Here is a 13,568-nt window from a genome sequence, read left to right on the forward strand (position 1 = left end):
TATACGCAGATTGCCGAGTGCTGATTGCTTGCTTAACAGACGTTAACACTGGTTAACTATGTGTTTGCACTCATGGTGGTTGATTTGTATCAATCGAAAAACTCGCAAAACCATGAAAAAAGTACTCAAGCAATTTACACTTATAGTAGGCATAATGGTAGCCATAGTAATTGGTGCCAATGCACAAAATTTTACTGGCATAGCCACCTACCAATCGTCTCGAAAAATGGGCGATTTTAATATTAAAGGTGAAGGCATGACCCCTGAAATGCAAGAGCAACTAAAGCAGCGGATGCAAAAGCAATTTCAGAAAGAATACACGCTAAAGTTTAATCTTACCGAGTCGCTGTGGAGCGAGGTAGAAAGCCTAGATGGCGGCCCTGCCACAGTGAGCAGCGGTGGCATGATGATCAAAATGTCGACAGGTGGTGGCGCTACCTATAAGAACACTGCCGAAAACCAATATTTGCAAGAAACCGAGGTGTTCAGCAAGCCTTTTCTTATTGATGATGCGTTGATTTCTAGGGATTGGGAAATTACTTCCGAGACCAAGAAAATTGGCAACTATACGGCTCAGAAAGCCATTTACACCGACATCCGTGAGCGTAAAATGATCTCGTTTTCTAATGAAGGAGGCGATGACTCTAAAGACATGGAAATGGTAACCGACACCCTAAAAGTAGAAGCTTGGTACACACCACAAATTCCTGTTTCGCAAGGGCCAGAAGAGTACTGGGGGCTGCCAGGCCTTATTTTGGAAGTAAGCAATGGTACTACCTCTTACCTATGTACCAAAGTGGTTCTGAACCCGGAAGATGGGGTGGACATAAAACCACTGAAGAAAGGAAAGATGGTTACACGCAAAGAGCTTGAAGCCATACGCGAGGAGAAAACGCAAGAAATGATGCAAAAATACAGCAATGGTGGCGATGGCAACATTACCATAAAAATTGGTGGCAACGAGTAATAGCAGCCCAAAGGTCAAAACAACACAAATCACATGAGAAGATTTTTAGTAACGCTACTGCTTTTTGGGGCAGTTGCCGGTCAGCTCCATGCCCAAGGAAAAATTGCGCTTCTGGGCGAAGTACGCGATAGCCTCGGTATTCCCTTGCAGTTCGCCAATGTAATGGCACTGGATACCTCCACACGAAAAATGGCCTCGTTTGGGGTAACCAACGAAGCCGGTGCCTTCCGCCTGAACATAGAACCAGGCAAAGTGTATAAGCTACAAGCCAGCTTTATTGGCTACGTGCCTTTTGAGCGAATCATTTCCCTTACCGAAAGCAACGAGGTGCCATTTTTAATTACCCTAAAAAACGATGTAACCCAGCTTAGCGATGTGGAGGTAGTTACCGAAATGCCTGTACTCATTCAGGGAGATACTGTAACATATAAAGCAGAGGCTTTTACCCAAGGTAACGAACGAAAGTTGGAAAACGTGCTGGAGGACCTGCCCGGTTTTGAGGTAGATGAAGATGGTGGCGTAAAAGTGCAGGGCAAGTCCGTTAGCAAAGTGTTGGTAGATGGAAAAGAGTTTTTTGAAGGCGACACCAAACTAGCTACCAAAAATTTACCCGCTAACGTGGTAGACAAGGTGCAGGTACTACAAAACTACAACGATGTAGGTCCGCTGGGTGGCGTAAACAATAGCGACCAATTAGCACTAAACATTCAGCTTAAGGCCGATAAAAAGGAGATGGTTTTTGGTGATGTTACGGCTGGCGGAGGCCCCGAAGGTCGATACCTGGCACACGCCAATGCTTTCTATTACAGCCCCAAAACCAATATTAATTTAATTGCCGATGCCAACAATGTAGGGCAATTGGCCTTTACCATGCGCGACTATTTTCGCTTTAGCGGAGGCTTTCGCTCCTTGGCCAGCAGCAGTGGTTCTTCCTTCTCTATTAATTCTGGCGACATGGGCATACCGATGGCCGAACGTAACAATGCACAAGACCTGAACAACCAGTTGGCCGCGCTGAGCTACAACTTTACACCAAGTAGCAAATGGATGCTTTCAGGCTTTGCTATTGGCTCCAAAGTAGACAATAACTTCGGCTCTATTTCCGACCGCACCTACGTGCAACAGTCAGGTCAAGAAACGCTTGCTTCTAGCTCTAATGTAACAAGTACATCTGGCCTTTTTAAGTTTGGTGCCAAGTACATTCCTAACCCTGATCTTCAGGTAGACTACAGCGCATTTGGCCGAATTGCCGACATTAGCAATACCGCCAATCAGCTTTCGGTTTTCGAAGGAAACAACAACCAAATTAACTCGGGCACTACGCAGCAGCCATTTTCGGTAGACCAACAATTGCGGGCATTTTATGCGCCAGATGAGAAAAATGTAGTCTCGTTCGAAGGTTCTTTTAAGTATCAAGAGAAAGACCCGCTATACGACCTATTGACCACCGAACGCCCATTTGCTGCGCTTATTCCAACTACTGGCAGTAGCCCTTTCAACCTTTTGCAATACAAAAAAGTGGAAACGGCTAAGCAAGAAGCAGCGGTGAATTACTACCGCATTCTAAATAAGACTAACCATATCAATCTTAAAGTGGGGAATGTCTACAATCGCCAAAGTATGCTTTCTAACCTTGCCGAAAGGTTTGGAGATGGTACGGAAAGCGAAATTGCAGATGACGATTTTACAAACAATGTGGACTTCACCTTTGAGGATTATTACTTGGGCTTACTCTACAAAACCAAGCTGGGAGATTTTGAACTAACGCCAAGCCTAAACATGCATCACTATCGCGTAAGCAATACACAACTTGGTGTTGAAGACGGCTTTGACAAAACATTGCTGCTTCCATCATTCAACGCTGAATACAACTTTACCAACTCGCATTCGCTGGCGCTCAATTACAACTTGAATGCGGAGTTTACAGATATTGAAAACTACGCACAAGGAATAGTGGTGAATGGATACAATGCCCTTTTTCAAGGAAATGTCGACCTCAGAAATAGTTGGTATCACAACGTGCGACTGAATTACAACAACTTCAATATGTATAACTTTTTGAACATTTATGGAGGCTTGAATTACAGTCGTAGAATGAATGATGTGAGCAACATTATTCAAATAGACGGTGTGGAGCGCATTAATCTGCCAATAAACATTGATTCACCGAACGAGGTGGTGTCTGGTTTTGCCAACATCAACAAGCGCTTCGATCATTTTCGAGTGGGTGTTGGAGGAAACTGGTCAAGCAGCATTACCAACAATATCATTAGCGATGTGAGCAATCAGAACAAGAATTTTGTGCAAACCTACAATGTAGATTTTGGAACACGCTTGTGGAAGGCACTACAGCTAAACCTGTATTACAACCTTAGCTTTAGCAATTATAGTGGTAACTCCACCAGCAATAAGTTTGAGAACCATCAACCAAAAGCCAAACTGAGTTTCGACTTTCTAAAAGGCTTTACTTTCGAAACTGAATACGAGTACAACCGCTATGTAAACACAGGTAATAATACCGAGACCACCTTCGATTTGTTAGATGCGGAGCTGCGCTACAGAAAAGAAGGCAGCCCGTGGGAGTTTAAAGTAGAAGGTATGAACTTGTTCAACACTACGTCCATTAGAAGGGACTCGTTTAGCGAAAGTTTAATTAGCACCTACGCCTATTACATTCAAAAACGCTACTGGCTTTTCAGCGTAATGTACGATTTGTAGTAACTACCAAACTGTAATACTAGCAAGGGAATCTCACTTTGAGGTTCCCTTTTCCATTTTCAAAATATCTCTCTGAATTGCAGCGAATTGGTTCAAAGACTAAAAAACATGATCACTTTTCATTCTGATTCTTCTTAAAAAATCACTAAATCGAAGCACTCTAAAAAAAGTGGATTAGACTCAACTTTTACAATGACATTTAGCGCTGATTGGCTGAAAGCGGCTAAAGTGATATGATTAGATGTGCGTTAAAAATTTTTCTGCTGCTTGTTGTGCACACTTGTTTGTGCGGAAAAGAAGTGCAACAACAAGAGGTCTTCTATCATCAGTTTGAAAAGAGTGATGGACTACTTTCTAACACTGTTTACGATATCAACCTGAACGAAAACGGTGAAATCATCTTCGGAACGGATAGAGGGTTAAGCATCTACAATGGTCTCACGTTTAACAACAGAACTTATGTTGGTGCTAGCAATGCGCTAAACGATGTATACCAAATAGGAGAAGGGGCCTATGTTGGTACTAACTTCGATTGGGAGTATGTCTTTTTTAAAAAAGACACAACCCAGGTTCTGGCCATAAACAAGTCTGGCCTAGACTTTCCTAGGGTAATCCCGCTTGGTGATCGGAAACTACTTTATGTAAAAACCGGCCTTATTTCTCTTGATCAACAAGACACCATTCACTTCAAAAATTCTTTCGATTTCTTGTACCACATAGTACAGCATGGCAACACAACTTGGTTTACTGCTGGCGATACTCAGGAAAACACTCTCTATAAATTAGAAACCAATGATAGATTAAGCACCATAAGCTTAGGCTTTTCCATGACTAAAGAAGATATCCCTTTTGCTTACAACGAAGGCATTCTTTTCTACAGGCCATCGGTAGGGGGTATTACTAATGTAAGGGGGCAACTTATTCAATCTTTATCCTTTACTCCTGAAAAGGTGAACAACCTTTACATCCATGAAAACACGCTATATTTTTCTACCCTCAACGGCCTGTGGGTTTTCAATCTGGCTTCGGGAAAAGCTGAACACTATTTATCCGATATTCAAATTTCTAACACCATGTTTGATGTAGAAGGAAACCTCTGGTGCTCTAGCTTACTTCATGGTGTGTTTATGATTCCTTCCCTTACCCGAAGGGTTATCAAATTTGAAGATAGGCTAGACGAAAGTCTCATTTTGCAAAGTCAACAAAATGGACCTAGCAATGCGCTCCTACTGACCAACGACTCAAAACTATATGAATTAGACTATAGTGATTTCTCTCTAACCTTTAAAAGAAAAGTACCTTCTCCCAACAGGATAGAAGGTTTTTTGGCAGATAGCACAACCAAAACGATATACTTTGGCAGCAACCTTGCCGAATTGCTAGACGCCAAAAGCTTAGTAACGCTAGAATCATTTAAACTAAGTGCGATAAAAGGCTTCTTACCCAGTAGAGAAAAGCTCTTTATGGCTACTTCTAGCGGACTTTATGTATACCACTCAGAAGGAAAGTTAGCGGAATTGATTCTACCAAAACATAGGTTAAGAGGTCTTTTTCGGCAAAAAGGTCAACAATATTGTTACTCAGCAAATAAGCTCTGGGAAATAGCTGAAGATGAAAGCTTAAAGCTTATTCTCGATAATCAGAATATTGAAAAAGTAGTTTATAGCGGAAGTCGAACCTTCATACTTACCACCACTGGAGGTGTTTCCGAACTAAAGGAAAATAAGCTCGAACCTATCATTCAGTCAGGAGAAGACTACTCGGACATTTTCCTGACCGACAACTACCTATTCGTGATCAATTCTGAAAGAGCCGATGTTTTCGATCTCAAGACTTTTGAAAAGCGAAACTCCTTCTTCAACTCAAAAGGAATTGACACCAACAAGTTAGTTGCTGTTGTAGAGTTCGATGGTCAACTGCTGTTCTTGCATCAACAATTTATGAGTGCTTTTTCTAGTTTTCCAGAGCGCAACCTAGTTAAACCAACCATTAAACTGCTCAATAGAGATCTACTGCCAGAAAAACTCACATCGATAGACTACTCATCAAACGATTTGAGGTTCGCGTTCGGGGTATATCCTAACATTAGCGCTCAAGGAAAAACCAGTGTAATGTATAGAATCAAAGGGCTGAGCCAAGATTGGTTACCGCTCTATGCCACTAAGGGCAGCTATAATATAGACCTACTCAACCTTGCCAATGGCCAATATGAGTTGGAATTGATGGCAGAAAATGAAGACGGGGTAACATCTGAGGCTTTCCTCCTCCCCTTCTCCATCAAACCTCCATTGTGGCGTCAGAATAGTATGCTACTGCTTTACGTAGTAATACTGGGCGGCATCTTCTGGACTTCCTTTTACCTGAATAGATTGAGGCTTGTGAGAAAAAACAAAGCAGAGTTAGAAAAGGTAAGACTGAACAACCAATTGGCTGCTGCCGAATTAAAGGCCATCAGATCGCAAATGAACCCGCACTTTTTGTTCAATGCCATGGCCACCATTCAAAATGCCATTCTCAAAAAAGACTTGAAAGATTCATTAGACGGGCTCTCGAGCCTTTCTAAACTACTAAGAGATGTGTTACATAAGTCTTCTATGGAAATGCATTCAGTTCAGGCGGAGATAGACTTTTTGCACAACTACCTCAAACTCTCTAAAAAGCGTTTTGGCGAAGAATTCGAATACGAAATTGCTTGTGAGAAGGAAATAGACACTGCATTCGAAAAAATACCCACTCTTATTACTCAGCCTTTTGTAGAAAACGCGATAGAACATGGCGTATCTAAGCGAAAAGGGGCAAAACACATATCTATTGCTTTCAGCAGGGTAATCAAGGGCTATCAAGTAATAATCAAAGACAACGGCTTAGGCAGCGACCCCACCACTTGGTATAATGAAGAAAAAGGATCTTTTGCTTTAAAAGCCATTGAAAATAGAATTATCAGAGTAAATAAGCTTAGCAAGCTAAAAGTAGGCAGTACTATTTCTTCGGCCAGTGAAGGAACAACCGTAACATTAACATTTGAGCATGAGCAATAAAATAACAGCGGTAATAGTAGATGATGAGGGACAGGCACGAGAATCGCTTCGCAGGTTATTGCAGTTCATTAGCGACTCGGTTGAAGTGGTTGACGAAGTAGCCACTATAATGGATGCCGCTCAAAGCATTGAAACGAACAATCCAGATGTTGTATTTCTAGATATTCAACTCGATGGTCAATTGAGTTTCGAGCTTTTTGAGGTTTACCCTGACTTAGAAAATAAGCTTGTCGTATTTGTTACAGCTCATGATCATTACGCTATCCGAGCCATAAAACTTTCTGCCTTCGATTATATATTGAAACCTGTAGACCTAGATGAGCTAAGCGACTGTGTAAAACGCTTAAATGAAAAACTAGAGGATAACTTTAAACCAAAATTTGATGCCTTAAAATCTAATTTACACAAGGTTGAAAAAGTAGCCGTTGCCTCAAGAACAGGTATAGAATACGTTCCTATCAGCGATCTTTTATTTCTAGAAGCTTCGGGTATGTATACAGTTTTCCATTTGCAAGAGCGCCAGGTAGTAGCTTCGAAGCCAGTGAAAGAGTTTGAACAAATGCTACCAGAGACGTTCTTCCGTTCTCACCGCGGGTATCTGGTGAACATGAAACTGGTAGAAGAAGCCAAAGGACAAGAATTGAAGCTTGTAAATGGGCAGTCAATACCAATTGCACGCTCAAAAATGAATGAGTTCAAAAGTAAATGGAAATAAAAAAGCCCAACAATATGCCGGGCTATTCCAAATCAAAAACTATGATTACTCTTTATGGCTTATCTACCAAGCTAATCGGTCTTGATATGAAAGGGAAGTTAGCGCTTATGCCAAACTGCGCATGAGAAATCACAATTGCGCCAGAAGAACTTTTTCCTAAATAGTATCTTAAGAATAATTCGTGCTCGCCATTTTCCTTAGAAGTCACAATTGTTTCGTGCTGCCCCACTGAGATAAAAAGAGGTGCTATTCTATAAGTCAAGCCACCGCGGTACTCAGCTGTTGGCGGAATGTACCATTCGTCATTGCCATCATTGCTATAGCTTTCCACAGCTGCTACCAGTTCAGAGTACGTACCTGCCTCAATCTTTTCAGGAGCCACTAGTACAACACTATAGTCCGCATTAACTCGAATAATTCTTCCACCTTTATAGGTTTGTCCATAAATATCAGAGCCAATTAAATTTCTAATCTGGCTAATGGTTTGACCTTGATGGTTAACGCGCTCATCGAATTCATTTTCACCCTCAACATCTTCAATTTGAATATTTAAGGTCATTTGATCTAGAACCTCGCCTTCAACATCAAGAATATAAATTGTGTCAGACCAAGTTTTAAGACCATCTCCTTCTGAAGTAAAACCAGTGATTTCTTCAAAATCCCAATTTCCAGAATTCCAAAATTCCAGTAATCCTGTTAGGTTATTAAAATCGAATACTCGAGCATCACCTTTTAACAGCGGACTCAAGTTCTCATCGTAGTCAAAGCTATAATTTAGGCCTTGCTCTGCAGTGAGTAAGTCACTTAGCGTCTCTTCAAATTCCCCAGAAAGTGTATTTTCCTTGATGGTATAAGTGTGAGAATCGCTGTTAAAGCCCACATAGTCTGCCAAGTTGTTAATGGCAATATTAAGTGTAGCACTTTCGGTTACTTCGTCTACAGTAGCCGAAAGTGTTACTGAAATACTTTCGTTCACTTCAAAATCGAAAATGCTGGCATCGTTCACAACCAATTCATTATTGGCGTTTAGTGATACTGCATCTGCAGGAGTTTGACTAGTAATGGCTAAAGTTACATCCGTTCCGTTTACTACATCTACCGGAATAGTACCGATAACGGCACCTTGTTCAGGGTTTTCATCAATGCTAAGTGTTGGTGCAGTAATGGTAATTTCAGGAACTGGCACCGGTTCTTTGTCTTCGCTATCGCATTGATAGAGAAACATAGAAAGCAATAATGCTAGGGCTGTGATTTTTCTCATGTTGATTAATTTTTGCGCAAAAAAATGACACAACATGAGCCATGACAATACTTAACTGCTAAGCTGCAAGTCTTAATTGCTAAAGCAAATTGCATTGTCTTTAGCCCATTAAAACTGAACTAAAGTGACTTAAGATTTCTCCGACCAATTAGACTATCAGTAATCGATTAAATTAAGATGTTTTAATAAGCTCATTGGCTCTTCTTTTGGCGGTATTAGCAACCGTTTGCCTGGTAACGCCTATCAAATCTCCCAAATCCTTCTGCGTAAGCAAATCTATTAGTGCGTAGCTGTTCTGATGCACATCTTCTACACGTATGTCAAAGAAGGTACTCATAAAAGAAAGCTTTTCGTCAGCCTGTTTTTCATGGAGCTTTTTGAGTTTTTTCTCCGTACTGCACCACCGCTTCACTATGTAAGAAATAAACCATTCTGCTACCTGAGGATCTTGCACAACCATTTTTTTGAAGAAGTCGCGTTTATATACTCTCAGTTTGGTATCGATAAGTGCTTTAGAAAACTCAAAAAACTGATTGTTTAGATACTTTAAATCTCCAAAAAAATCGTTTTTGAATAGCACATCAAAAGTGAATTCATCACCAGCATCCGTATAGCTACCAAGTTTTACAGCACCCTCTACAACCTCAAAAATGTACTTGTGATCGGAAGAAGGGTCATAAACATATTCCCCCTTTTTAATTACTTGCTCTTGCACATTAATGAGCGATTCTACCTGACTAGCAGTAGAAATGTATTCGTAAAACTTAAATGCTAAGTACGATTCGTTGTTAGGTCTTACAGGTATTGCCATAGTTGAGTTGAGTTTGATATGACAATTTTAGTTTACCTAATTCAATTAGGGGTTATGCATATGTAAAGGATTTTTTAGCCAAGTATGTTCTTACATAAACGCAATGCATCAACAGTAGGTCACCCTTTTATGTGTCTTGTGGGCATAAAAAAAGGCCATTCACTTTGGGTGAATGGCCTTTGTAAAAGTTGTTCAGTGATTATCCACCGAAGTCGTCAAACGATACGTTTTCGTCTGGCACACCCCAGTCTTCACACATTTTCAATACTGCTGCGTTCATCATTGGAGGTCCGCAGAAGTAGAATTCGATATCTTCAGGAGCATCGTGCTTGCTTAGGTACTGATCGATCACCGCTTGGTGAACAAAGCCTAAGAAACCGTCTCCATCTTTGTCGTTAATGTCTTTTTTCTCCACCCAGTTATCTTCTGGTAATGGCTCTGAAAGCACTAAGAAGAACTGGAAGTTAGGGAATTCTCTTTCGATCTTCTTGAAGTCTTCTAGGTAGAAAAGCTCTCTCTTAGATCTACCACCGTACCAGTAGGTTACTTTTCTACCAGTTTTTAAGGTGTGGAAAAGGTGGAATAAGTGCGAACGCATTGGCGCCATACCTGCACCACCACCAATGTAAAGCATCTCTTCGTCAGTCGGCTTAATAAAGAATTCACCGTAAGGACCTGAAATAGTTACTTTATCACCAGGCTTTCTTGTAAATACATAAGAAGAACAAATACCAGGGTTAACATCCATCCACTTGTTGTTCGCTCTATCCCATGGTGGGGTAGCAATACGAATGTTCAACATAATGATGTTACCTTCTGCAGGGTGGTTAGCCATTGAGTAAGCTCTAAAGATCTCCTCATCGTTAACCATTTTAAGATCCCAAAGACCGAATTTATCCCAGTCTCCTTTGAACTTTTCTGGACCAGCCGGATCTTCCGGATGCGGCTCAATGTTAATGTCTTTGAAGTCGCATACTACAGGCGGAACATCTACCTGAATGTATCCTCCTGCTTCGAAATCTAGTGTTTCGCCTTCAGGAAGTTTTACAACGAATTCTTTGATGAATGAGGCCACGTTGTAGTTCGAAACAACTTCGCATTCCCACTTCTTAATACCGAAGATTTCTTCAGGAATGGCAATACGCATATCGCTTTTCACTTTCACCTGGCAAGAAAGTCTCACACCTTCTTTTTGCTCAGATCTGCTTAAATGACCAACCTCTGTTGGCAATACATCGCCTCCTCCTTCTTTCACGGTACACTTACACATAGCGCAAGTACCACCACCTCCACAAGCTGACGGAAGAAAAATCTTCTGTCCGGACAATGTATTTAATAGTGTTGACCCAGCGGCTGTAACAATAGGATTGTCTTCGTCTCCGTTAACAATGATCTTAACATCTCCTGACTGCACCAACTTAGATTGGGCATAAAGAAGTACTAAAACCAGTAACAGGATAACAACTGCAAAAGCAACAATAGATGTGATAATTACTGATGACATTGAATAATGTATTTTGTATCAACAATTTGGCCTATTTCGAGGCCTTGATTTAGGGCTACAAATATATTTACTAAATGGTTAAAACAGTAAGAGAACCACAAAAAAGATATAAATGGTCATTATTTGTTAACGACTGATTTTTACGAGCAAATCGTGACCCTTTTTAAGTTCACTCACTTCGGCCTTTAGGTCTTCTACGCAAAGCTTGCCCAAAGTGTCTTCCACGCCATTTTCGCACAGAACAACATTGAGATTCTTATTGTTTAGCCATTTCTCATCTTTCAGCTTATTAATGCACACATTGCCAATAACATAGCTATGGTCAAAACTGAAATACTTTTCGTGAATTGACTCAAAATCATTCAGGTCAATAGTGTCTGGGTTGTCGAAACTGGCATAAACCTGCACCAGCGAATCGCTGCTAAATTTGATCGTGGCTTGGTTAAAATGTTTCTTATACTCGTATTTATAATCGTAGCTAAGTGCCGAAATATCTGACAGCACCGCTGCGCCAGTCGGTAGGCTGCCAGCGCCTTTTCCTATAAAAAGTTGCTCATCACAGAACTCTCCGGTTAAACTTACGGCATTAAACTCGTTGCGCACTTCCTGTAGGCGGTTGTCGGCTTTGGTAAATTGTGGCGCTACAAAACCATAAACCTTATCGCCAATACGTTTGGCTCGGGCAATTAGCTTTACTTCTAATTCATTTTCGCGCGCGTACTCTAGGTCAGCTGGTTTCAGGTGGTCAATGCCCAAGTTGATGATTTGTGCTGGGGGCACGTTAATACCAAAAGCATGCGTAAGCAAAATGCTGAGCTTGAATTTGGCATCGTAGCCTTTTACATCTAGCGTAGGGTCACTTTCTGCAAAACCCAACTTCTGTGCGTCAGCAAGGGCGGCTTTATAGTTAGTGTTCTTCGAAAAAATCTGGGTAAGAATGTAATTGGTAGACCCATTGAAAATCCCTTTAATCTCATTGATGGGTTCGTGGCCAAAGTATTCTTCCAAAGTTCTGATGATTGGAATACTGGCGCACACTGCCCCTTCGTAAAGTACTGCTCGGCCGGTTTCCTCCTGCAGCTTTACCAGATACTCCAGGTTTTCTGCTACCATTTTTTTGTTAGCAGTAACCACAGACTTTCCGTTTTTCAAGGCTGTAGTTACAATGTCGAAGGCAGCTTCAGCATCATCTATCAGCTCTACAATCACGTCAATAGACTCGTCATTCAGAATCTCGTTTTTGTCCGTAGTAAAAAGATCTGCCGAAAGGCTTCTGGCCTTGTTCGGGTTTTTAATACAGATCTTTTTGATCTCGCCTTCAAAGTTTTTGGAGTTATTAATGGTTTCGTAAAGTCCTTGCCCTACACATCCGTATCCAAATAATCCGATTTTAATTGCTTGCATTTACTGCTCGTTTAAAAATTTCTTTACTAGTACTGAAATGGTCGGGGCTTCTACCAAAAAGCCATCGTGACCGTATTTTGAAGGGATGAAAGCCAGCTTTGCGCCTTTAATTCCTTCGGCTATAATTTTTTGTTCTGTTTCTGGAAAGAGAATATCTCCCTCGATTCCTATCACCAAGGTTTTGGATTTAATGGCGGCCAAAGCAGCTGCTACTGAGCCACGCTTTCTACCCAAATCGTGGGTATCCATTGCTTTGCTAAGGGTGTAATAAGTTCGTGCGTCAAAGCGCTCGTTTAGCTTGCCACCTTGGTAGCGTTGGTAACTTTCGGCTCTGTAATTGTCCAGCTGATTTGGCGCATCTTGCTGCGACTCGTTAAAGCATTCGCTAGTGCGATAAGAGATCATGGCCATTGCGCGGGCTGCTTCTAGTCCTTTCCATCCGCCCTTAGGAGAGCTAGAATAGAAAGAAGGATCAGCCTCAATGGCCATGCGCTGTGCTGCACGAATACCAATACCCCAAGGGGTGCTTCGGGCACCAGTGGCCACCGTTACTATTTTTTGAAAAAGGTTGGGCGACTGAACAGCCCATTCTAACAATTGCTGACCACCCATAGAGCCACCGATCCCCAACTTGATTGAGTCAATTTGCAAATGCTTAAGTAGGAGTTGATGTGCCTTAACCATATCGCGGATGGTCACTTTCGGAAAGCGCGTAAGAAAGCGTTCACCATCTACAGGGTTAAAGTCCTTTGGACCGGTTGTTCCATAGCACGAACCAATTACATTGGCACACACTATAAAATGCTCTTTTGGGTTAATCAGCTCGTTGTCTCCAATGAGGCCCGGCCACCACTGCAAAGGATTGGTGTTGGCCGTTAAGGCATGAAATACCCAAACCACATTGCTCTTGTCTTTATTTAACTCACCAAATGTTTGGTAGCCTATTCTCAGTTCGGGTAGGCTTTCGCCTCCTTCTAGCTGAAAGGTGTTTTTGTATTTATAATATGTAGGTCTGCTACCACCTGACAAGCGAATGCCAGACGCAGCGGTCTTGTTTGCTGTAAGCATGTTTTATGAATTAGCTGTTGAGAAAAGAAAATCTGATGCGATGGCCTGAATTAGGCACACATTCGCATAGCGCAACAAAAAG

At 41.5% G+C, this 13,568-nt stretch carries 9 protein-coding genes; 4 read left to right on the top strand and 5 right to left on the bottom strand.

The window, feature by feature from the left end; genetic code table 11:
- Positions 1-112 precede the first annotated feature (112 nt).
- From BMW98_RS01815 to BMW98_RS01830, 4 genes are all read left to right on the top strand, one after another.
- Positions 113-967 carry a GLPGLI family protein gene (locus BMW98_RS01815; protein WP_162844643.1) on the top strand — a complete coding sequence of 285 codons (855 nt, stop codon included), beginning with the start codon at positions 113-115 and terminating at the stop codon, positions 965-967.
- Between the two features lie 33 nt (positions 968-1,000).
- Positions 1,001-3,685 carry a carboxypeptidase regulatory-like domain-containing protein gene (locus tag BMW98_RS01820; protein WP_090256685.1) on the top strand — a complete coding sequence of 895 codons (2,685 nt, stop codon included), beginning with the start codon at positions 1,001-1,003 and terminating at the stop codon, positions 3,683-3,685.
- A 233-nt stretch (positions 3,686-3,918) separates the two neighbouring features.
- Positions 3,919-6,723 (top strand): sensor histidine kinase, encoded by a 2,805-nt coding sequence (locus BMW98_RS01825; protein WP_090256686.1) that lies wholly within the window; start codon positions 3,919-3,921, stop codon positions 6,721-6,723.
- The gene (locus BMW98_RS01830) at positions 6,713-7,438 is read left to right on the top strand and encodes a LytR/AlgR family response regulator transcription factor (protein ID WP_090256687.1); all 726 of its coding nucleotides are present in this window, start codon (positions 6,713-6,715) and stop codon (positions 7,436-7,438) included. Before BMW98_RS01825 ends, BMW98_RS01830 begins: the two co-directional genes overlap by 11 nt.
- A gap of 52 nt (positions 7,439-7,490) precedes the next feature.
- Here BMW98_RS01830 and BMW98_RS01835 read toward each other — a convergent pair whose 3' ends face one another.
- The 5 genes from BMW98_RS01835 to BMW98_RS01855 all read right to left on the bottom strand — a co-directional run bounded on the left by BMW98_RS01835 (position 7,491) and on the right by BMW98_RS01855 (position 13,486).
- A complete protein-coding gene (locus BMW98_RS01835) occupies positions 7,491-8,699 on the bottom strand; it encodes a hypothetical protein (RefSeq protein WP_090256688.1) in 1,209 nt (402 codons plus the stop codon).
- Between the two features lie 172 nt (positions 8,700-8,871).
- Complete coding sequence (locus BMW98_RS01840) at positions 8,872-9,510, bottom strand: Crp/Fnr family transcriptional regulator (RefSeq protein ID WP_090256689.1); 639 nt, start codon at positions 9,508-9,510, stop codon at positions 8,872-8,874.
- A gap of 199 nt (positions 9,511-9,709) precedes the next feature.
- Positions 9,710-11,014, bottom strand: a complete 1,305-nt coding sequence (gene nqrF, locus BMW98_RS01845; RefSeq protein WP_090256690.1) for an NADH:ubiquinone reductase (Na(+)-transporting) subunit F — start codon at positions 11,012-11,014, stop codon at positions 9,710-9,712.
- A gap of 126 nt (positions 11,015-11,140) precedes the next feature.
- Positions 11,141-12,418, bottom strand: a complete 1,278-nt coding sequence (locus BMW98_RS01850) for a homoserine dehydrogenase (RefSeq protein WP_090256691.1) — start codon at positions 12,416-12,418, stop codon at positions 11,141-11,143.
- Positions 12,419-13,486: a homoserine O-acetyltransferase family protein gene (locus tag BMW98_RS01855; protein WP_090256692.1), complete on the bottom strand. Its 1,068-nt coding sequence runs from the start codon at positions 13,484-13,486 to the stop codon at positions 12,419-12,421.
- Positions 13,487-13,568: the final 82 nt, after the last annotated feature.

The organism is Roseivirga pacifica (assembly GCF_900111145.1).
Taxonomy (GTDB): Bacteria; Bacteroidota; Bacteroidia; order Cytophagales; family Cyclobacteriaceae; genus Roseivirga; species Roseivirga pacifica.